General features: G+C 63.6%; 28 protein-coding genes. 19 read left to right on the top strand and 9 right to left on the bottom strand.

What is annotated here, in order from left to right; all coding sequences use genetic code 11:
• Positions 1 to 4 precede the first annotated feature (4 nt).
• Positions 5 to 700, bottom strand: a complete 696-nt coding sequence (locus ACX93L_RS04600) for a TetR/AcrR family transcriptional regulator (RefSeq protein WP_315853019.1) — start codon at positions 698 to 700, stop codon at positions 5 to 7.
• A 369-nt stretch (positions 701 to 1069) separates the two neighbouring features.
• Here ACX93L_RS04600 and ACX93L_RS04595 point away from each other — a divergent pair, with 369 nt between their 5' ends.
• The 5 genes from ACX93L_RS04595 (at position 1070) to ACX93L_RS04575 (ending at position 2827) form a co-directional block, all read left to right on the top strand.
• A complete protein-coding gene (locus ACX93L_RS04595) occupies positions 1070 to 1312 on the top strand; it encodes a hypothetical protein (protein WP_459403734.1) in 243 nt (80 codons plus the stop codon).
• Between the two features lie 105 nt (positions 1313 to 1417).
• Entirely contained in the window at positions 1418 to 1660 is a 243-nt protein-coding gene (locus tag ACX93L_RS04590) for a hypothetical protein (protein WP_169587431.1), read from the top strand.
• A 69-nt stretch (positions 1661 to 1729) separates the two neighbouring features.
• The gene (locus tag ACX93L_RS04585; protein ID WP_459403733.1) at positions 1730 to 1972 is read left to right on the top strand and encodes a hypothetical protein; all 243 of its coding nucleotides are present in this window, start codon (positions 1730 to 1732) and stop codon (positions 1970 to 1972) included.
• Positions 1973 to 2040: 68 nt separating this feature from the next.
• Complete coding sequence (locus tag ACX93L_RS04580; RefSeq protein ID WP_169587427.1) at positions 2041 to 2292, top strand: hypothetical protein; 252 nt, start codon at positions 2041 to 2043, stop codon at positions 2290 to 2292.
• Positions 2293 to 2437: 145 nt separating this feature from the next.
• Complete coding sequence (locus tag ACX93L_RS04575; RefSeq protein ID WP_459403732.1) at positions 2438 to 2827, top strand: DUF4087 domain-containing protein; 390 nt, start codon at positions 2438 to 2440, stop codon at positions 2825 to 2827.
• A gap of 3 nt (positions 2828 to 2830) precedes the next feature.
• Here the strand turns inward: ACX93L_RS04575 and ACX93L_RS04570 are convergent, their stop codons facing one another.
• Positions 2831 to 3295, bottom strand: a complete 465-nt coding sequence (locus ACX93L_RS04570; RefSeq protein ID WP_459403731.1) for an Lrp/AsnC family transcriptional regulator — start codon at positions 3293 to 3295, stop codon at positions 2831 to 2833.
• Positions 3296 to 3451: 156 nt separating this feature from the next.
• On the opposite strand from ACX93L_RS04570, the gene ACX93L_RS04565 reads away from it, so the two are divergent.
• Both ACX93L_RS04565 and ACX93L_RS04560 read left to right on the top strand, forming a co-directional pair.
• Positions 3452 to 4165, top strand: coding sequence for an aspartate/glutamate racemase family protein (locus tag ACX93L_RS04565; RefSeq protein ID WP_459403730.1), 714 nt, complete (start codon positions 3452 to 3454; stop codon positions 4163 to 4165).
• A gap of 73 nt (positions 4166 to 4238) precedes the next feature.
• Positions 4239 to 5165 carry a bifunctional helix-turn-helix transcriptional regulator/GNAT family N-acetyltransferase gene (locus ACX93L_RS04560; RefSeq protein WP_459403729.1) on the top strand — a complete coding sequence of 309 codons (927 nt, stop codon included), beginning with the start codon at positions 4239 to 4241 and terminating at the stop codon, positions 5163 to 5165.
• A 10-nt stretch (positions 5166 to 5175) separates the two neighbouring features.
• On the opposite strand, the gene ACX93L_RS04555 is transcribed toward ACX93L_RS04560, so the two are convergent.
• Positions 5176 to 5580 carry a winged helix-turn-helix transcriptional regulator gene (locus tag ACX93L_RS04555; RefSeq protein WP_169587417.1) on the bottom strand — a complete coding sequence of 135 codons (405 nt, stop codon included), beginning with the start codon at positions 5578 to 5580 and terminating at the stop codon, positions 5176 to 5178.
• A 141-nt stretch (positions 5581 to 5721) separates the two neighbouring features.
• On the opposite strand from ACX93L_RS04555, the gene ACX93L_RS04550 reads away from it, so the two are divergent.
• Positions 5722 to 6603: an SDR family oxidoreductase gene (locus tag ACX93L_RS04550; RefSeq protein WP_459403728.1), complete on the top strand. Its 882-nt coding sequence runs from the start codon at positions 5722 to 5724 to the stop codon at positions 6601 to 6603.
• Between the two features lie 47 nt (positions 6604 to 6650).
• On the opposite strand, the gene ACX93L_RS04545 is transcribed toward ACX93L_RS04550, so the two are convergent.
• Positions 6651 to 7403, bottom strand: a complete 753-nt coding sequence (locus ACX93L_RS04545) for a pyridoxine 5'-phosphate synthase (RefSeq protein ID WP_459403727.1) — start codon at positions 7401 to 7403, stop codon at positions 6651 to 6653.
• A 330-nt stretch (positions 7404 to 7733) separates the two neighbouring features.
• On the opposite strand from ACX93L_RS04545, the gene ACX93L_RS04540 reads away from it, so the two are divergent.
• From ACX93L_RS04540 to ACX93L_RS04530, 3 genes are all read left to right on the top strand, one after another.
• Positions 7734 to 8762 carry a hypothetical protein gene (locus ACX93L_RS04540; protein ID WP_459403726.1) on the top strand — a complete coding sequence of 343 codons (1029 nt, stop codon included), beginning with the start codon at positions 7734 to 7736 and terminating at the stop codon, positions 8760 to 8762.
• A 225-nt stretch (positions 8763 to 8987) separates the two neighbouring features.
• On the top strand, positions 8988 to 9683 hold the full coding sequence (locus tag ACX93L_RS04535) for a MerR family transcriptional regulator (protein ID WP_459403725.1): 696 nt from the start codon (positions 8988 to 8990) through the stop codon (positions 9681 to 9683).
• 108 nt (positions 9684 to 9791) lie between these two features.
• A complete protein-coding gene (locus ACX93L_RS04530) occupies positions 9792 to 10295 on the top strand; it encodes a DUF4405 domain-containing protein (RefSeq protein WP_459403724.1) in 504 nt (167 codons plus the stop codon).
• A gap of 22 nt (positions 10296 to 10317) precedes the next feature.
• Here ACX93L_RS04530 and ACX93L_RS04525 read toward each other — a convergent pair whose 3' ends face one another.
• The gene (locus ACX93L_RS04525) at positions 10318 to 11445 is read right to left on the bottom strand and encodes an ATP-dependent DNA helicase (RefSeq protein ID WP_459403723.1); all 1128 of its coding nucleotides are present in this window, start codon (positions 11443 to 11445) and stop codon (positions 10318 to 10320) included.
• A 161-nt stretch (positions 11446 to 11606) separates the two neighbouring features.
• Between ACX93L_RS04525 and ACX93L_RS04520 the strand changes: the two genes are divergently transcribed.
• Genes ACX93L_RS04520 through ACX93L_RS04505 form a run of 4 tightly spaced genes read left to right on the top strand, consistent with a single transcriptional unit; the run spans position 11607 to position 14011 of the window.
• Positions 11607 to 11987: a COG4315 family predicted lipoprotein gene (locus tag ACX93L_RS04520; protein ID WP_459403722.1), complete on the top strand. Its 381-nt coding sequence runs from the start codon at positions 11607 to 11609 to the stop codon at positions 11985 to 11987.
• Complete coding sequence (locus ACX93L_RS04515; RefSeq protein WP_459403721.1) at positions 11962 to 12525, top strand: RNA polymerase sigma factor; 564 nt, start codon at positions 11962 to 11964, stop codon at positions 12523 to 12525. Before ACX93L_RS04520 ends, ACX93L_RS04515 begins: the two co-directional genes overlap by 26 nt.
• On the top strand, positions 12522 to 13310 hold the full coding sequence (locus ACX93L_RS04510; RefSeq protein WP_459403720.1) for an anti-sigma factor family protein: 789 nt from the start codon (positions 12522 to 12524) through the stop codon (positions 13308 to 13310). Before ACX93L_RS04515 ends, ACX93L_RS04510 begins: the two co-directional genes overlap by 4 nt.
• Before the next feature lie 35 nt (positions 13311 to 13345).
• On the top strand, positions 13346 to 14011 hold the full coding sequence (locus ACX93L_RS04505) for a glutathione S-transferase family protein (protein ID WP_459403719.1): 666 nt from the start codon (positions 13346 to 13348) through the stop codon (positions 14009 to 14011).
• Positions 14012 to 14014: 3 nt separating this feature from the next.
• On the opposite strand, the gene ACX93L_RS04500 is transcribed toward ACX93L_RS04505, so the two are convergent.
• The 4 genes from ACX93L_RS04500 to ACX93L_RS04485 form a co-directional block, all read right to left on the bottom strand.
• On the bottom strand, positions 14015 to 14386 hold the full coding sequence (locus tag ACX93L_RS04500) for a nitrile hydratase accessory protein (protein WP_459403718.1): 372 nt from the start codon (positions 14384 to 14386) through the stop codon (positions 14015 to 14017).
• Positions 14373 to 15032 (bottom strand): nitrile hydratase subunit beta, encoded by a 660-nt coding sequence (gene nthB / locus ACX93L_RS04495; RefSeq protein ID WP_459403717.1) that lies wholly within the window; start codon positions 15030 to 15032, stop codon positions 14373 to 14375. The genes ACX93L_RS04500 and nthB overlap by 14 nt, the downstream gene beginning before the upstream one ends.
• On the bottom strand, positions 15029 to 15706 hold the full coding sequence (gene nthA / locus ACX93L_RS04490; protein ID WP_459403716.1) for a nitrile hydratase subunit alpha: 678 nt from the start codon (positions 15704 to 15706) through the stop codon (positions 15029 to 15031). Before nthA ends, nthB begins: the two co-directional genes overlap by 4 nt.
• Before the next feature lie 70 nt (positions 15707 to 15776).
• Positions 15777 to 16370 (bottom strand): LysE family translocator, encoded by a 594-nt coding sequence (locus ACX93L_RS04485; RefSeq protein WP_169587390.1) that lies wholly within the window; start codon positions 16368 to 16370, stop codon positions 15777 to 15779.
• A gap of 142 nt (positions 16371 to 16512) precedes the next feature.
• Between ACX93L_RS04485 and ACX93L_RS04480 the strand changes: the two genes are divergently transcribed.
• From ACX93L_RS04480 to ACX93L_RS04465, 4 genes are all read left to right on the top strand, one after another.
• Positions 16513 to 17361, top strand: coding sequence for an aldo/keto reductase (locus tag ACX93L_RS04480; protein ID WP_459404142.1), 849 nt, complete (start codon positions 16513 to 16515; stop codon positions 17359 to 17361).
• A 61-nt stretch (positions 17362 to 17422) separates the two neighbouring features.
• Positions 17423 to 18706 carry an SDR family oxidoreductase gene (locus ACX93L_RS04475; protein WP_459403715.1) on the top strand — a complete coding sequence of 428 codons (1284 nt, stop codon included), beginning with the start codon at positions 17423 to 17425 and terminating at the stop codon, positions 18704 to 18706.
• A gap of 1 nt (position 18707) precedes the next feature.
• The gene (locus tag ACX93L_RS04470) at positions 18708 to 19181 is read left to right on the top strand and encodes a DUF2269 family protein (protein WP_459403714.1); all 474 of its coding nucleotides are present in this window, start codon (positions 18708 to 18710) and stop codon (positions 19179 to 19181) included.
• 139 nt (positions 19182 to 19320) lie between these two features.
• Positions 19321 to 19776, top strand: coding sequence for a metalloregulator ArsR/SmtB family transcription factor (locus tag ACX93L_RS04465; protein ID WP_459403713.1), 456 nt, complete (start codon positions 19321 to 19323; stop codon positions 19774 to 19776).
• The last annotated feature ends 78 nt before the right edge of the window (positions 19777 to 19854 follow it).

Below are 19854 nucleotides of genomic sequence, written 5' to 3'. Positions count from 1 at the left end.
TTCCCTATGCTTGTCGGTTGTGGTGAATGTCGTTTGCCGGCGAGCCGGAACGGGTGGTCCCGTCGCGACCGGCCAGAACCTTTTCCGTGCCGTGGAGGATCAGGAAGGCATTGACCGCCTTCTCCGCCCGGGCAGAGAAACTCTTCGTCTGCGGCTTGTCGCCGAGGAGCATGCGCACATGCATGTCCGAGACAATCAGGCCGTAGAGGGTCCGATAGGCGTCCTCGCCATCGGAAAAACGCAGTAGTCCGTCGCGCTGGCCGGCATCGAGCAGGGCGCGCGCACGACGATCGATCTGCCGGCGGCCGCGCTCCAGAAGCAGAGTGCCGAGCTTCGAACCGTCGCGATTGGTCTGGCCGATCGCCAGCCGGTTGAGCGCCAGCGACACGTCGCCGGCCAAAACCTCGAGCAGGTCATGAGCGAAAACTTCGAGATGTTCGGTGAGGCTCGGCGCGGTGAGCCGCTCCCCCGCCCGTTCGACGGTGCGCACCTTGCTCGCCTGGTAGGAGATCATCGCCGACAACAGGCCGTCGCGATCGCCGAACCACTTGTAGAGGCTTTCCTTGGAGCAATTGGCCGCTCGCGCAAGGCCCGCCGTCGTCAACGCCTTGTCACCGCCCTCGACGAGGAGCCTCAGGGCTTCGGCGAGTACGGCGCTCTGGCGCGGCGTGAATTCGGCGGTGGCGGTTTCGGTCTGCACGATCGACATCTCTCAAGTACCGTACGGTACGGTTCTGTTTAAAGATCGAACTCCGCCGCGTCAAGCGGTTTTCGCCAGTTTCGACGACAGACCGTTCACCCCCTCCCGAACCCCCATCACGTTTTATTGAAAGTAGTGATTCATAACTTTTTTCGCCATCGGAGACACGAAGATGAATATGTCATATCGCATTGATTTAGCTTGATTTTTATAGCCACTAATGGCGCGAGAAAAGATTGCAAGTAGTCGAACCATACAGTTCGATTGCGCGCAATTCGCTCTTGCATTCTCATTCGAAAGGGACCAAATACAGATCATCGAACCGAACAGTTCGATTGCAGACAACTGAAAATGCTGAAGGACTTTAATATGAAGATCGCCGTCATTGCAGCGATGGCAACCCTCGCAGCTGCCCCCGCCGTTTTCGCTCTCCAGCCGATCCCGGGCTCTATTACCTACAACGGCCATCAGGCCAAGCTCGAAAAGGCGCCCGTCGGCTCGAACTTCTTCCACACTTTCTACGGCCCGAACGGCGAGGAAGTGCGTGAAGTCTACCAGGTCAAATCGGACCGAACCGTAGAGCTAGTGTCGCGGGTATCCGTCGACAAGTAGCCGCCGCAAAAGCAGCAGGATGAATTCACCCTGCGACCACAACCCTAAGATGATTTGATGCGCATCCAGCCATCATAGAACGCAAGAAAACCCAGGAGACATACCATGAAGACCATCATCGCAACCACCGCAGTCGTCGCCGCCCTCGCCTCGTCCGCCTTCGCAGGCGAGCCGACCAATGGCCCCGACACCCGCAGCCAGTCGTCCTACGGCTACGTCGACAACACGACCGTCGGCTCGATTTCGGCCAACGGCTCGCACAAGTACGACGGCAAGAACCTCAATGCCATCTACGGCTTCGACAACGACCGTAGCGTCAACGTCGGCACGCGTTCCAGCCAGGAATAACCTGGTCACACCGGCGGGCGGGCACTGCCTGCCCCCGCACCCCAACCTGATTAAAAAGGACACACCATCATGAAGACCATCATCGCAGCAACCGCCGTCGTCGCCGCTCTCGCTTCGTCCGCCTTCGCAGGCGAGCCGACCAACGGCCCCGATCTCCGCGCCCAGTCCTCCTACGGCTACGTCGACAACACCATCGTCGGCTCCATCTCGGCCAACGGTGCACACAGCTACGACGGCAAGAACCTCAACGCCATCTACGGCTTCGACGGCGACCACGGCGTCTCGGTCGGCACGCGTTCCAGCCAGGAATAACCTGATCACACCTGCGGGCAGGCATAACCTGCCCCGCACCCCAACTGGATTAAAAAGGACAACACATCATGAAGACCATCATTGCAGCAACCGCCGTCCTCGCATCGCTCGCCGGCGCCTCGTCCGCCTTCGCGATCCAGCCGATCCCGGGCTCGATCACCTATGGCGGCCATCAGGCCCAGCTCGAAAAGTCCCCCGTCGGCTCCAACTTCTTCCACACCTTCTACGGTCCGAACGGTGAGGAAGTGCGCGAGATCTACAAGGTCAACGCCGATCACACGGTTGAACTTGTCTCGCGTGCCGTCGCGACCGACAAGTAATCGGTTACGATCTCTGCCAAAGGCCCCGAAGCGCAAGCTCCGGGGCTTTAATTTTGCGCAACGGGCCGTTGTGCCACTTTTGGCGTTTGGCCGCCGCGCGGTTCAGCGTTATGCATGGGCGACAACGCCTATGGGGATCAACCACATGCAGCCGCTCCGCCTTGCCATCGCCCTCAGCCTCTCGCTTCTTGCCGCTCCGCAGCTTTCCTTCGCCAAGGAAAACCGCTGCGGCTGGATCCAGAATCCGACCCCCGGCAACTACTGGCTGGACGACAGCGAAGGCATGTGGGTCCTGATGACCCAAGGCTCCGACGAGGAGCCGCTCGGCATGGAGAACTTCCCCGACATCTCGACCGGCGACTATGTCGCCTCGAACGGCAATTACGGCTACACCTGCGGCTGCATCCAGGCCGAAACCGAGCGCAATGCCGACCCGCAGGACAGCGCCGCCGGCCGCATCACCGCCATCTACGGCGTCAAGCTCCTGCCGCTCAAGAAGTGCCTCGCCGACGGGTCCCTTCCCAAACCCGAGTAAACCTCAGACCGCATAGTCGACCGGCACCGCCTCGCCGGACTTCAGCGTCTCCATCGAGATGAAGGCCGAGACGTCGAACAGCTCGATTCGCTTCACCAGGCGGCGGTAGACGACGTCGTAATGCTCGACGCGCGGCAGAACGATCTTCAGCAGGTAGTCGTAGGAACCGGTCAGCCGATGCGCCTCGACAATCTCTGGCAGATCGCTGATCGCGCGACGGAAGCTCTCGATCCATTCGTCGGAGTGATGCGCCGTCTTGACCAGGGCGAAGACCGTGGTGGGCACACCGACCCGCTCCCGGTCCAGCACGACGATCCGCCGTTCGATATATCCGGCCTCTTCCAGCCGCTGGATACGCCGCGAGCAGGCGGAAGCCGACAGCGCCACGTTTTCCGCCAGCACGGCGACAGGCACCGACGCGTCGCGTTGCAGTGCATCCAGAATCTTCCGATCGCGATCATCCAGCATTTCAGTCCCACTAAAAATAACTCTGACGCGCCATGGATGCACAATTTATCATTTTTGCGCAATTCGGCGGCGCGATTGTTGGGGCGAATTCCGAAAAACGCCGACCGATTGTCCGGTGGCTCGGCCATAATCCTCGCATTCGCAAGGGGAACAGAGATGAAGACAATCGGCCTGATCGGCGGCATGAGCTTTGAAAGCACCGCAGTCTATTATCGCATGATCAATGAGATGGTCCGTTCGGAACTCGGCGGCATCGCCTCGGCGGAAGTGCTGCTGCATTCGGTGAATTTCGCCGAGATCGTCGATCTGCAGAAGGCCGGCCGCTGGGATCTGGCGGAAAAGCGCCTCGCCGATTGCGCCCTCGGCCTGCAGAGGTCCGGCGCAGACTGCATCCTGATCTGCACCAACACCATGCATCTCGTCGCCGATGGCGTGGCCGCACCCCTGTCGATCCCGCTTCTCAACATCATCGACGAAACGGCAGCCGCGATCAAAGGTGCCGGTTTCCGCCGCCCCCTGCTGCTCGCCACCCGCTACACGATGGAACACGGCTTCTACACCGACCGCATGCGTGCCCTCGGCCTCGAACCGCTCGTTCCGGATGCCGATGACCGCACGATCGTTCACGACGTCATCTTCGACGAACTCTGCGCCGGCAAGGTCACCGAAACCGCCCGTGCCGCATACCTCGCCATCATCGACAAGGCCAGAGCGGCCGGCGCCGATTGCGTGATCCTCGGCTGCACCGAAATCTGCCTTCTCCTCGACCCCGATGCGCTGGCCCTTCCCGGTTTCGATTCCACCGCGATCCATGCTCGCGCCGCTGTTGATTTCGCGCTGAGGGCAGAACCGATGCGGATCGCAATTTAGTTGACCTAGTCAACCATATAATTGCGCAAAGCCACTTTTCCTGCTAGGAACGGACCAATCATGAGGTCCGTCCATGCTCGAAACCGTCGATCTTTCAACCATCGAATCCATGCGCGCCTTCAACCGGTTCTACACCGACCGGATCGGCGTTCTGGACCGCGCCTATCTGAAGGGTGACTACACGCTGACCGAGGCCCGCGTCGTCTACGAGGTCGGCGCCCGTGGAAAGGTCGCCGCCGTCGACCTCGTCCGCGACCTCCATCTCGATCCGGCCTATCTCAGCCGCATCCTCAGGAAATTCCGGGAACGGGGCCTCGTCGAGGTCGAACCCGATCCGTCCGATCGGCGCAGCCAGCGGCTCGCCCTGACTGCCGCCGGACGGACTGAATTCGAGGCCCTGGGCGAGCTTTCCCGCGACCAGTTGCGTGACATGGTCGCCGCGCTCGGGCCGGCGGAACGCGCAAGCCTGGTCGAGGCGATGGCGACGATCACCCGGCTGATCAGCCCCTCCTCCGCCAGTGCGACGCCGCTCCTCAGGCCACATAGCCCAGGCGATCTCGGCTGGATCATCCAGTCCCAGACGGAATTCTATGCAAATGTGCTCGGCTGGACCGGCAAGTTCGAAGCCCTGGTCAGCGATGTCGCGGCCCGTTTCCTGGAAAACTTCGACGCCCGGCGCGATCACTGCTGGATCGCCGAACGCCACGGCGTCCGCATCGGCTCGGTGCTCGTCATGGATGGCGGCGACGGCGTCGCCAAGCTGCGTCTGCTTTACGTCGATGAAGCCGCCCGGGGCCTGGGCCTCGGCAGGCTCCTGGTCGAGCAGTGCATCCGCTTCGCCCGCAATGCCGGCTATCGCCAGCTGACGCTGTGGACCAACGACGTCCTCGATGCCGCCCGCCACATCTACGTCTCCGCCGGTTTTCGCCTCGTCGCGGAAGAACGGCACAGGATGTTCGGACCGGAGCTGAACGGCCAGACCTGGACGCTGGATCTCTGAGCGTGAAACCTCAGCCGTTGCGTTCGTCGAAGCTCCGGCGGGCCTCCTTCACGGCGATGTAATTCGCCTCGGCCCAGTCGAGCAGTCCGCACAGCGCCTTGAACAGCGACTGGCCGAGATCAGTCAGCCGATATTCCACGCTCGGCGGTTTGGTCGGAAACACCGTCCTGAGCACATAGCCGTCGCGTTCCAGATCGCGCAGCGTCTGCGTCAGCATGCGCTGCGAAATGTCCGGCACGAGGCGGCGCAGCTCCCCGAAACGATAGGGCTTTTCAGAAAGCGCCAGCAGGATCAGCGTGGACCATTTTCCGCCGATATGGTCAATGACCGTGCGCACCGGGCAGTTTTCCAGCGACGGCCCGTCACCCCCATAGGCGGAGATCTTGGCGACAAATCCGGTGATGGCGACGGTCATGGCAGTTCCCGATTGGTAAGGTAGGCACCAAAAACTGCCTTCTTTACAGCGCTGCGTCAATTCCCATTTTAGCGTTACTCTCATTTTGAGAGCACGTATCTATTCGGCGGCACCCCCGCCCCATCGCTGAAGGGAAGTAACATGAGCAAGATCCTCGTCACCGGCGCTTCCGGCCATCTCGGCCGCCTCGTCATCCAGAGCCTTCTGGACGACCAGAAGGTCAGCCCCTCCGACATCGTCGCCGCCAGCCGCGACACCGCCAAGCTTGCCGACCTCGCAGCGAAAGGCGTCGACACCCGGCGCGCTGATTTTGACGATGCCTCGAGCCTTGCCAGCGCCTTTGCCGGCATCGACCGGTTGCTGATCATCTCCACTGACGCCCTCGACCGCCCGGGACGCCGCCTCGAACAGCACAGCGTGGCTGTTGCCGCCGCTAAGGCCGCCGGTGTCGGCCGCATCTTCTACACCTCGCTGCCGAAGGTCGAGACGAGCCTCGTCAGCTTCGCGCCCGATCACGCCGGAACCGAGCAGGCGATCAAGGACAGCGGTATTCCCTACACTTTCTTCCGCAACGGCTGGTACATGGAAAACCTGTTCATGAGCGTGCCGCAGGCGCTTGGCTCCGGCCACTGGTACTCGTCGGCGGCTAACGGTCGCAACGCCTATGTCGCCCGCGCTGACATCGCCGCGGCAATCGCCGGCGGCCTGGTTAAGCAGGAAACCGGAAACGCGGTCTACACGCTGACCGGGACCGTCGCGCTTTCGACCGAGGAAATCGCCGCCCTCGTCAGCCAGGTAACCGGGAAGCCCCTCTCCGTGGTTCATCTCGACGACGAACAGCTCGCCGGCGGCATGAAGGGCGCAGGCGTCCCGGAATTCCTGATCCCGATGCTGATTTCCTTCGAGGCCAATGCGCGCGCCGGCGGCTTTGACATCGTGACCGACGACGTGAAATCCCTTTCGGGCAAGACGCCGCGTGACATGAAAAGCTTCCTCGAAGCCAACAAGGCCGCCCTCGGCTGAGATTGAAGCGAAGATCGTCCGGCGCGGCTCGCGGCGCCGGACGTCCGTCAGACCGCCTGCCCGCAGGCCCGGCGGAAACGGCGCACCGTCTCGGCCATGCCGAATTCCAGCGCGTCGGCCGTCAGGCCGTGCCCGATAGACACTTCCGCAAGGTTCGGGATTCGTTTCATCAATGCCGGCAGATTGGCGACCGTCAGGTCATGGCCCGCATTGACCGCGAGCCCGACCGCAAAGGCAGCATCCGCCGTCCGTCCAAGCCGGTCGATCTCCACCTTGGCCCGTTCCGGATCGTCGAAGCAGCCACCATAGGGACCTGTATAGAGCTCGACCCGGTCGGCGCCCGTCTCGCGCGCCGCGTGCATCGCCTCGGCATTGCCGTCGCCATCGGCAAACAGCGAGACCCGCATGCCCTTGGCCTTCAACCGCGAAACCACGTCGGTGAGAAAAGACCGGTTGCCGGCGAAATCCCAGCCGTGGTCCGACGTCGCCTGGGTCGGATCGTCGGGCACCAGCGTCACCTGTTCAGGTTCGGCCGCCTCGCACAGCTGCAGGAACTCCTCGGTCGGATAGCCCTCGATGTTGAACTCGGCCTGCGGAAACGAATCGTCGATCAACGCTCTCAGCACCGGCAGGTCGGAAAAACGGATATGCCGCTGGTCCGGGCGCGGATGAACCGTAAGGCCGCTGGCACCCGCTTCGAGCGCGATCCGACCGAACTGCGCGACGTCCGGCCAGGGAAGGTCGCGACGATTGCGCAGCATGGCGATGGCATTGAGATTGACGGAAAGCTTGGCGGGCATCGACGGTCTTCCATGGGGTGGGCAACGGGGTCAGACCCTTCATTTAGGCGATCGCCACCGCGAAGGCCAACGAGAATCGCGCATGATCCCATTGACGTCCTTGATGGATCGGCCGCGATGCCGTCCGCTGGCAATCGCCCTCCTGAAATTGAGGGGATTGCTACAGATCTTGTGTGACTTTCACAACTTTTCGTTTGTGAGATCCGTCACGCTCGCTAGAGTACGCCATCCGAACCGATGCGCCGCCAGATCCGCGCTGCCGATGAACGGCCGGGCCGACTGGCCGGCCGGCCTCCCGCACTGGTAGCAGCAGAGCCGAATGGAGTTGCAATGTCCGACGTCAGGCGCATTGAAGGCGACAGGGTCAGGCTGGCGCTCGCGCGCATCCTCGAAAGCCAGACCTTCGCGCGGTCCGAGCGGCTGCGCGCCTTTCTGAAGTTCGTCGTGGAGATGGAACAGCTCGGGCTCGCGAGCCAGCTCAAGGGCTACACGATCGGCGTCGATGTCTTCAGCCGAGACGGCAGCTTCGATCCGGGCGTCGATCCGCTGGTCAGGGTTCAGGCAGGCAAGCTCCGCCGCCTCATCAACATGTACTATGCAGACGAAGGTCGCAACGAGACACTGCGCATCCGCATTCCGCTCGGAAGCTATGTGCCTGTCTATGAGACTGTCTCCGCCGTCCGGCGCCCGACCGATTCGGCCGGTGCGGCGCGGACGTGGACGAAGCCGGCCGCGCTTGCCGAACCGATCCATCTCGAATTCGACACGCAACCGGCTTCCGAACTGGCAACGCCGGGCATCTACGGACCGGACAAGGATTTGAACGGCCTGCCGCGCATCCAGATCGAGCGCGCGGGCGAAGGCGACTGGCGCGCCAGGATCTTCGAAAATGCCATCCGGCTTGCGTTCGAACACCTGCCCGGCTTCACGATCGCCCCCGCTCAATCGAAGTGCCGGGGCTCCAATCCGCACCTTGATTTCCATCTGACCGTCGATGCCGGCAACACCGACCGGCCGCTTGGCGCAACGCTCATGCATGCGGCGACAGGACAGCTCGTCTTTCACCGCACCCGTCCGGCGGGAACCGAGGGAAGCCGCCACATCGCGGGGTTTGCGCATCAGTTCATTGCCGAAACCATGACACTGAATGGAGAGGTCTACGCATTCTGCCGTGGCCGAGGTTTGTCGTCTGTCCTGATGGACTGCCTCGAAGCGACCTACCTGTACAAGCTGGAAAACTCGCATGACGCGTATCTCGAAGCGAGCCGGCATCAGCAGCGGCTTGCCCACCCCCGCAGGCTACCGGTCTTCATCACCGACCTGTCGGACCTGCTCGCCCTGACAACACGGGCTTTCTGATCGAAAACCTTAGACCAACGGCGATTTGCCAAACGCGGATAAGACGACTAATCTGGCTACAAGAATAAGCACAAGCGCAACTTCAAATGGCGCATGCAGCAAGAAGGGACGAGGCAGAAGCCGCAAAGGGGATGGCTTCAGGCTTCGAGGGGACGACAGCACAGGGCCACCAGGAAGGGACCGACAGACTCGCAGACCTGAAGACACGCTGGACAAGGGGAGGTCATGGCGGACGGATCGAAATATCTGCAGAGCGACGGCAATCCGGTCGACGGCATGCATGCCGCGGCCTTGTACCTGCCCGACATTCCCCTGCCCCGCGACCTGCCCGACGAGCCCATCGCGATCGCCGAAATGGCAGATCTCTTCGGCGTCACCCACCGCACCCTGCATTTCTATGAGGAGAAGGGCCTGATCGCGGCGAGACGCATCGGCCTGATGCGCGTCTACACCCATGCCGACATCACCCGAATGGCGCTTGTGAACGCCTGCCGCGAGATCGGCATGCCCGTCGCGGTGATCCAGGAGCTGATGGAAACGCTGAAATCGGCACTCTCGCCCCAGGAGGCCGAAGACATCTTCGAGACGGCCCTGCTGGCGCGGCGGCGTGAGCTGACCGCCGGTCTCTCCACCATTCACCGTCAATTGCAGCAGATCACCACTCTGCTGGCGCATGACACGGAGGACGATGACGCCGACGGCCGTGCAAGCCCGCGCCATCGAACCAATCTGACGAGCGACGAAAAGAGATGCCTGGAACTGATGGCGGAGGGCTACACGCCCCTGCGTCTCGCCCGTGCCCTGTCGATGACCAGCGCGGAAGTCGCCGATCTCGAGGCCGACATCATTGGCAAGCTCGAGGCGCATAACCGCTTCCAGGCGGTGGCCAAGGCGGTGTTGCTCGGGATCGTGGCGTCGTGACGTTCCGGCAACTTGAACTCTGTCAAAGATGACGGAGATTTAACGGGACTTTGCCCGGTTGCAGATCTAGCTGTGGGACGAACGCAACAAGAAAAGATGGTTCTCCCAATGCCTGCCTTCGTCTCCCGTTATGCAACCCCCTTCACCACCGGGCTTTTCCTCGTTTCCCTGATCTCCGGCATCGCCCTCTTCTTCCACTACGGCACAGCCGCGTTCCGCGAGATGCACGAATGGCTGAGCATGGTGCTGATCCTGCCCTTCGTGCTGCATGTCTGGAAGAACTGGCGTCCGTTCCTGATGTATTTCAAGAGACTGCCGATGGCGATCGCCCTTGCGGTGTCTCTGGTCGCCGGCCTCGTCTTCGCCTGGCCCGCCCTGACCGGCGCCGGCGCCGGCGGAAACCCGCAACTGGCAATGATCTCGCTTGTGACGCATGGAACACCCGCAACCGTCGCCCCGCTCGTCGGACAGACGGAAGACATGTTTATCGCCGCGCTGAAGGAAAAAGGCCTGACCGCCGCCGAGCCCGGCAAGTCGCTGGTCGACATTGCGACCGCCTCCGGCAAGGGCGAGCGCGACGTCGTCATGGCACTGATCACCCTGAAGCCGTAAGCCGCCTCGGAGCAACGGACGCTCACCGCACGATGGTGAGCGTCTCCGCCGCGCGGGTCACCGCCGTATAAAGCCACCGTTCGCGGGTGTCGCGAAACGCCCAGCTCTCGTCGAACAGCACGACGTCGTTCCACTGCGAACCCTGGGCCTTGTGCACGGTGAGGGCATAGCCGTAGTCGAATTCGTCGTAACGCTTGCGCGTCGACCACGGAATCTCCGTCTCGACATCCTCGAAGGCAGCCTTCAGCAGCTTGATCTTCGCCGCGCCGCGGTCCATGTCGTCGTCTTCCGGCTTGATCAGCAGGTTGATCCCCGGCTTCACCGTCTCGCGCGACGAGGTCATCACCTGCCAGAGCGAACCGTTGAGCAGCCCCTTCACCTGATCGTTCCTGAGGCACACCAGCTTGTCGCCGGCCTGCGGGTAGTCGACCGTGAAACCCTTGAGTTCTCTCAGCCGCTTGTTGTAGCGCCGCCGTGTCTTGTTGGTCCCGACCAGCACCTGGTCCGCTCCCAGAACCAGATCCTGCGTCACCTCGTTCTTGGAAATCACCTTGGCGGTTCCGTAGTCACCATACATGATCTCCTTGCCCTCACGCACATGCATGGCGAGCTGGATGATCGGGTTGTCGCGCGCCTGCCGGTGAATGTCCGTCAGCAGGTAGTCCGGTTCCTGGTCGGTGAAGAAACCGCCGCCCGACACCGGCGGAAGCTGCCCCGGATCGCCGAGCACGAGAATCGGCGTGCCAAAGCTCATCAGGTCACGGCCGAGCTGTTCGTCGACCATCGAGCATTCGTCGATGACGATCAGCGCCGCCTTGGCGACGGGGCTCTGCCGGTTGATCGCAAACATCGGCGCGATCGACGTCCTGCCGGTCTCCTCGTCCTCGACGGCTTCCTCGCCACGCGGCCGATAGATCAGCGAATGAATGGTCTTGGCGTTCGACGCGCCGCGCGAGCGCAAAACCTGCGCCGCCTTGCCGGTGAAGGCGGCAAACAGCACGTCGCCGTCGACATGCTCGGCAAAATGCTTGGCAAGCGTCGTCTTGCCCGTACCGGCATAACCGAACAGGCGAAAGACCGGCTGCTTGCCCTCCTTCAGCCATGTCGAAACGGCCTTCAGGGCTTCGTCCTGCTGGGGTGCGAATTGCATGCATCGGTGCTTGGCAGGATTCCCGCGCCTTGGCAAGGCGACGGCCGGATCTTGGGCGGGGAGAAATTTTCCGCAATGAAGGGAATAAACCGCCACCCTTCGGTGTCTAAGCTGCAGGTAGGATCGAGACGATGCCTGCCGCAACCCGGAGGAATATTCCCATGAGAACCCGCCTCGTCCTTTCGTCCGCCCTGGTAACGCTCGCCGCTCTTGCCGGCACCGCCTTCGCCGCCCCGGTCAAGACCGTCGACAGCGCCAAGGGCAAGGTCATCGCCGCCGAGAACGGCATGACGCTCTATACCTTCAAGAACGACAAGAAGGGCATGTCGAACTGCTACGACGCCTGCGCCCAGAACTGGCCGCCCTTCATCGCCACTTCCGGCGCCAAGGCGGACGGTGCATATTCGCTGGTGGACCGCAAGGACGGATCCAAGCAATGGGCCCGCAACGGCATGCCGCTCTACTTCTGGATCAACGACAAGAAGATGGGCGACGCGACCGGCGACGGCATGAAAGGTGTCTGGCATGCCGCAAGGCCCTGAGGACAAGGACCGCATGTCGGGCGCATCTGCGCCCGGCAGCGCCCCGTTCGAACGGGACATGCTTTCGCTGCTTCCGGCCCTCAGGCGCTATTCGCTCAGCCTCACCCGCTCGCGGGCCGAAAGCGACGACCTGCTCCAGGATTGCGTGGAGACCGCGCTTGCCCGCCAGGCGAGCTGGCGCGGCGTCAATCTGAAGGCCTGGATCTACACGATCATGACCAATCTTCACCGCAACCGCGCCGGCCGAAAGCGGCGGCATCCGGTCGTCGATCTGGACGAAGCGGCCGAAATCCCGTCATCCGCGCCCCCGGACGACCCGCTCGAACGCGACCGTCTGCGCGCCGCCCTTGATGGCCTTCCCGACGAGCACCGGGCCGTACTGATGCTGGTCGTCGTCGAAGGCTATGCCTATCAGGAGGTCGCCGACATGCTCGGCGTGCCGATCGGCACGGTCATGTCGCGCCTTTCGCGCGCCCGCGGGCGTCTGCGCGACGTGCTTGCGGAAAAGAATATCGTTGCCCTGCGGAGACCGAAATGACCGAGACCATGAAGACCGTCGACGAGAACGACCTGCACGCCTATGCCGACGACCGGCTGGACGCGGCACGCCGCGCCGAGGTCGAGGCCTGGCTCGCCGCGCATCCGGAAGACAGGGCGCGCGTCGCCGACTGGCAGGCCCAGAATGCCGCTATCCGCTCGCTTTTTCCCGGTGACGAGACCGCCAGCGAAGCCGATTTGGCACTCCTTTCCGGCGCCAGCCGTCCGGCAAGACCGCGCCGCCTCTCCGTCGCTACCCTTGCCCGCACCGCCGCCGCCATTCTCCTCTTTATCGGAGGGATCGGCGTCGGCCGGTTCGCCCCTCCGCTTTTCGATGCGGACCGGCCGACGCTCACCACAGCAACACTTTCCGACCAGTCGCATTCGGCCTTCCTCATCTATGCCAGCGACATCCGTCACCCGGTCGAGGTCGGCGCCGACCAGCAGGACCACCTCGCCACCTGGCTCGGCAAGCGCCTCGATCACCCGATGCGCATTCCGGATCTTTCGAACCTCGGCATGAAACTCGTCGGCGGTCGCCTGGTCCCCGTGAGCGGCCGGCCGGGCGCCCTGCTGATGTACGAGGATACCGCCGGAGAACGGATCACCGTGCTGGTCGGCCGCAACGACGAGAACCGCGAAACCAGTTTCCGCTATGCGAGCGATGACGGGCTGGAGACCTTCTACTGGATCGACGGGGCGGTCGGCTATGCCGTCACCGGGGAAATCTCGCGCGAGCGGATGCAGCAGGTCGCGGATGAGTGCTATCGTCAGTTCGACCTGTGACCGGCCGACACCGGCCCCGCGACGGAGAACAGACGATGACCTTCAGGCTCTATTACCATCCGCTCGCGTCCTTCTGTTGGAAGGTCCTGATCGCGCTCTACGAAAACGCCATCCCATTCGAGCCGGTGCTCGTCGACCTCGGCGACGAGACGTCCCGGGAAGACTTCCGCAAGGTCTGGCCGCCGATGAAGTTTCCGGTCCTCGTCGACACCGAGCGAAACGCCACCATCGCCGAATCGGCGGCGATCATCGACTATCTGGAAGCCTTTGCGAACCCAACTGCCCCGCTCGTTCCGAAAGACCCGGATCTCGCCTGGCAGGATCGCATGTGGGACCGGCTGTTCGACGACATGCTCCAGCTCCCCATGCAGAAGATCGTGCTCGACGTCTTCCGCCCCGCCGACGGCCATGACGCGATCGGCGTCGTCCAGGCCCGCACCGACATCGCTGCCGCCTATGCCTTCATGGAAACGCGTCTGCCGCCCGACGGCTGGGCCGTGGGCAAGGCCTTCGGGCTCGCAGACTGCGCCGCCGCGCCGGCCCTCTTCTACGCCGACACCGTCTGCCCGCTCGACGACACCACACCGAAGCTCAAGGACTATCTCGGCCGTCTCAAGGAGAGGCCTTCCTTTGCCCGGGTGCTCCGCGAGGCGGAGCCCTATTTCAGGATGTTCCCGCTCGATCCGAAACCGCGGATCTGAGCGTCAGCGCAGCGGGTCGTTGTCCAGCACGATCGGGCTGCCATGCGGCGTCGCCTCGGCCGCCCGCTTCCAGCTTTCCTGCAGGGCCAGCACCGTCTCCGGATCGGCGAGCCCCTTGGCCGCAAGCAGCCCGGTCAGGGCAGCGACCCAGCCGTCGAAATAGTCGGAACCGTCTTCGGCGCGCTCCGGCTTGTGCAGCTCGCTCGAAAGCGTTTCCGCCCATTCGCTCCAGCTGAACAGACCCCGTTCATGCAGGTGCACGGTCATCGCGAAGGCCTGTGCCTGCCAGGGCTCGCCGAACACCGGATCGCCCTCGACCGACTTCGGCAGTCCGGGCGAAGCGGCCAGCGGCGATGCGACCTCACACGCGCTCAAGATAGCTCTCCCAAGCGTCGATCGACACGGTCAGCGTCGGATCGGCGCCCTCGCCCCAGATCTCGCCGGCATCGAAGACCACCGTATAGACCCATTGGGGATTTTCGCCCCGCCCATGGGCGTTGTCGTCGGGAAAGACGAAGCTTCCCTGCACCGCCTCGACCACGCCCCGCTTGGCGCGGGCGTAACGCGGCAGCCGCGTATGGGTCTCGGGGTGGAAGTTCTTCGTTCTCACCACGTCTCCCGCGGCGAACATCGGCTCGGTATGGAGCGGCCGGTCGCAGGGTCCGCCGCGCGCCAGCACGTCCGCCACCATGTCGGCCTTCAGCACCCGCTTCGGCTCCGCGCTCTGGCGCATGGGACGACCGGTCTCCATCTCCTCGCGGGTGGCGAAGCGGTGCCGTTCGAGAAGCGTCTCGAGCGCCCGGATCCAGATCTCGTAGTAGCTGGCCGACAGATACTGGGCCGGTGGAATGTTTTCCCGCGCGTGGCGGCTCTCGTCGATGTTCCAGGCCCCGAAGGCACCGCAGGAGAGCGTCAGCCCGAGCGCCCGCTTTTCCCATTCGGCATGAAACAGCGGCTCGTCGGTTTCGGGCGCCACGGGGCCGAAACCCATCTGCCCGCCGAGGTCGTGCGGACCGTTCACTGGCCGTCCCCCGCCGGAAGCGCCAGCCCCGTGCCGATCATCGAATCACGCGTGACAAGCGCCGCAAGGGCCGCCTCGTCCCAGCCCTCGGTACCGGCGGGCCGTTCCGGAACCACGAGATAACGCAGTTCGGCCGTCGAATCCCACACCCGGATCTGCGTTTCCGGGCTCAGCGTCACGCCGAATTCGGAGAGCACCGCCCGCGGATTGATGACGGCGCGCGAACGATAGGCGGGTGCCTTGTACCAGACGGGCGGCAGTCCGAGCACGGACCAAGGATAGCAGGAGCACAGCGTGCAGACGACCATGTTGTGGGTGTCGGGCGTGTTGAACACCGCTCGCATGTGCTCGCCTTGGCGGCCGGTATAGCCGAGGCTCTCGATCGCCGCAGTCGCATCGACGCGCAGCCATTCGGCGAAGGCGGGATTGGTCCAGGCCTTCGCCACGACATGCGCGCCGTTTCTCGGCCCAACCTTGGTCTCGTAGGTCTCGACGATCGCGTCGATCGCCGCCGGGTCGATCAAGCCCTTTTCCGTCAAAAGGGTCTCGAGCGCGCGGACCCGGGCCTGCATGTCGGAATAGTGGTTGTCGTGATGGTGCTCATGGCCATGGCTGTGGTCATGCTCATGGTCATGACCGCCGTGGTCATGGTGATCGTGGCGATGCTCGGGCAATTCACTCTTCCTCGTCGTTGCCGCATAGTCTTATGCACGCCCCGCCGCTTAGCAATAGTGGAGAATTGACCTATTTGAGCATTGGCCACAGGCTGGCGACGAGCAGCACCGCCATCGTGATGTTGAACCATTTCAGCCGCACCGGCACGGACAGCCAGTCGCGCAGCACGGAGCCGAAGCCGGCCCAGGTCGACACGCTCGGCAGGTTGACCGCGGCAAACACCAGCCCGACGACAACGACGCTCCACAGGTAATGCGTCGGATCGACATAGACCGCCATCGCCGTCACCGCCATCACCCAGGCCTTGGGATTGACCCACTGGAAGGCGGCCGCGCCGAGGAAGGTCATCGGCCGGCCGCTGGTCTTGCCTTCGCCGAGCGTCCGGGATGATCCGATCTTCCAGGCGATGTAGAGAAGATAAAGCCCGCCGGCGATCTTCAGCGTCGTGTAGATGACCGGCACGGTCGCCAGCAACGCGCCGAGCCCGAGCCCGACGCCGATCAGCAGTGACAGGAAGCCGACACCGATGCCGAACATGTGCGGGATGGTCCGGCGGAAGCCGAAATTCACGCCCGACGCGAACAGCATCATGTTGTTGGGTCCAGGCGTGATCGAGGTCGCGAAGGCGAAGGTCACGAGGGCGGAAAGCGTTGCGGTATCCAAAAGTCTCTCTCCAGAAATTCGGCGCCAAGATAGTGACGCCGGCGCGCTTCGGCCACCGGAGTTTTGTCACCATGGCAATCGTCAAAGGATTGAAACCTAAGGCGGCTCGGCTAAGCTTGGGAACCAGCACCGACAAGGAACCATAATGCACGATCCGATACCGACCGTCACCCTGCCGAACGGCATCGCCGTCCCCGCGCTCGGGCTTGGAACATGGCAGATGGGCGAAACCCGGGCCCGCGCCAACGAGGAGATCGACAGCATAAGGCTCGGACTCGATCTCGGCATGACGTTGGTCGACACGGCGGAAATGTATGCGGAAGGTGGAGCGGAACTGATCGTCGGCAAGGCGCTCGAAGACCGCCGCGACGAGGTCTTCCTCGTCAGCAAGGTCTATCCGTGGAATGCCAGCCGCACCGGAACGATCGCCGCCTGCGAGGCCAGCCTGAAACGGCTCGGCACGGATCGTCTCGATCTCTACCTTCTCCACTGGCGCGGAGACCATCCGCTCGCCGACACCATCGCCGCCTTCGAGGAGCTGCGCGCCGCCGGCAGGATCGGTGCCTGGGGCGTCTCCAATTTCGACACGGCCGACATGGAAGAGCTCTTCTCCCTGCCCGGTGGCGAAAACTGCGTGGCCAACCAGGTGCTCTACAACCTCTCGCGCCGGGGCGTCGAATATGACCTCCTCCCCTGGTGCCAGTCGCATGGTGTCGCCCTGATGGCCTATTCCCCGATCGAACAGGGCCGCCTCGCCCACCATCCCGAGCTGATCCACATCGCCAAGGCCTATCAGGCCACCCCGGCCCAGGTCGCACTCGCCTTCCTCCTGGAGCGCGACGGCGTCATCTCCATCCCGAAATCGGCGAACCTCAGGCGCGTCCGCGAGAACCGCGACGCCGTCGACCTCGACATCTCCGAGGAGGACTGGGCCGTCCTCGACGCCGCCTTCCCGCCGCCGGACCGCAAGGTCCCCCTCGAGATGATCTGAGCCGCGGCGACGACAGCTTTGCCACCAAGGACAGGCGTTCCCAGCATAGGAAAAAGACGGCATGACCATTCTGGTTCTCGGTGCCACGGGCTTCATCGGACAGGTCGTCGCCCAGACCTTGAACGACGAGGGCCACGCCGTCACCGGCCTTGGCCGCGATATTGACCGCGCCAAGGCCCGCATGCCCGCCGTGGCCTGGATCAGCCGCGATCTCGCGCGTCTGCGCACCGCCTCCGACTGGCAGCCGCTGCTCGACGGCGTGACCGCCGTCGTCAACTGCGCCGGCGCCTTGCAGGACGGTCTGCGCGACGATCTCGCCGCCGTCCAGCGCGACGCGATGCTGGCGCTGCAAGCCGCGTGCGTGGAGCAGGCCACTCCGCCCATGATCGTCCAGATCTCCGCGCCGGAAGACCTCGCCGTCGCCGGGACCCGCTTCATCGCCACGAAACTCGAAGCCGATGCCGCCCTTTCCCGTTCCGGCCTGCCGCATGTGATCCTGCGCCCGACGGTGGTCGTCGGTCGCAACGCCTATGGCGGCACGGCCCTGTTGCGGGCGATCGCCTCGATGCCCCTCGTCCTGCCGCTCGTCGATGCCGACAGCCCATTGAATGCGGTTCATGTGTCGGACCTTGCCGCCGCGGTTTCGGATGCGATAGCCGGCCGCATCCCGAGCGGCAGCGATCTCGTCGTCGCCGGCCGACCGACGCGCCAGCTGGAGGAAATGGCGCGCTTCTACCGCGAATGGCTCGGGCTTCGACCGGCGCCGGTGCTTCGCCTTCCGGCCGTTGCGGCACGCCCGCTGTCCCTCCTCGCGGACCTTGCCGGCCGTCTCGGCTGGCGCTCGCCGCTGCGGTCGACGGCAACCGTCATCAGCGGCTTCGGTGTGTCCCCGGCGGATGGCAGGCAAACGCTCTGGACACCGGATCCACTACCCCGGCTGCGCCGCGAACCGGCCGCTGCGCAGGATCTCTGGTTCTCCCGTCTCTATCTCCTGAAGCCCCTTGTGATCGTCACTTTGGCCGCCTTCTGGATTCTATCCGGTGCCATCCCGCTCCTGAACCCCATGCCGGCAGCCGAGATGTTCGGCGAAGATGTGCCGCCGGCGCTCGCGCTCGCCGTCACCCTGTTCACCTCGGTGCTGGACATCGCGCTCGGACTGGCCGTCCTCGTCCAGCCGTATGCCCGCCGCGCCATGCTTGCGATGCTCGCGGTCTCGGTCTCCTATCTCGTCGGCGGTACCGTCATCCAGCCCGGACTGTGGCTCGATCCCTTGGGTCCCCTGGTCAAGATCTTCCCCTCGCTCCTGCTGACGCTCTGTGCGCTCGCCATCCTGGAGGACCGCTGACATGCTCGACGACCTGCTGCGGCTCGCCCATGTGATCGGCGCGGCGGTGCTGTTTGGCACCGGCGCCGGCATCGCCTTCTTCATGCTCATGGCCAACCGGACCCGTGACCCGCGGCTGATCGCCCATGTCGCCGGCACCGTGGTCATCGCCGACACGCTCTTCACCGCGACCGCGGCCGTTCTCCAGCCGTTGACCGGCGCCTGGCTGGCCCACCGGATCGGCTGGCCGCTGACGACCGGCTGGATCGCCCTCTCGCTCGTCCTCTATGGCGTGGTCGGCCTTTTCTGGCTGCCGGTCGTCTGGATACAGATCCAGCTGCGCAACCTGGCCCGCAATGCCGCAGAAGCGAACCTTCCGCTGCCGGAGCGTTATTATCGACTCTATCGCATCTGGTTCGCCTTCGGCTTTCCCGCCTTCCTGTCGATGATCGGCATCCTGTATTTGATGTTGATCCGCCCGGATCCCGTGCTCTAGGCCGTTGACAGAAAAGCGCCCTGCAGCCATTTAGGTAAAGCCCTAATTACCTTTTCGAGCCAATAAGGAATTAGGAGAATAGCTAATTAGTGACTTGGCGCACCCATCCGACGCACCAGAAAACCAGGGTATTGAAAACGTGAAGAAAAGTCGCCCGACCAAGGCCCCGCGGATCGACATGACGCGCGCGACACAGCAGGTCTTTCATGCCCTGGCCGCCCCGCCCCGCCGCGAGATCCTCAAGCATCTTGCCGCATCGGGCCTGACCGCCGGCGAGATTTCGTCGCGTTTCGACATGGCCAAACCCTCCATCTCGCAGCATCTGACCATACTCGAAACAGCTGGCCTGATCAGCCGCGAAAAGCGCGGCCAGTTCGTCCATTATGCCCTCGTCCGGCATACGCTCGCGGATGTGCTGACAGGCTTCATGGGTGACGTCGGCGCCCTGCCCCCGACGCCCGAACCGGTTCCCGCCACGGACCAGGAGCCCTCCGAACCCACCAAGCCCCCGCGCAAGACAAAAGCCGCAACGGCTGCCGATCCCGACGAAACATCCGAGGAAAAGCCGCTGCCGACCCAGATGTCGATGTTCTGACAAAACAGGACAGCAAGCCGTGACCGGCCAGACAAACGAATACGGGCGGCCCCATGAGCCGCCCGTTTGTTTTTCACG

Source organism: Rhizobium sp. CAU 1783 (assembly GCF_054551725.1).
The sequence above is the reverse complement of the archived record's forward strand: the minus strand, read 5'-3'. Positions and strand labels throughout refer to the sequence as shown.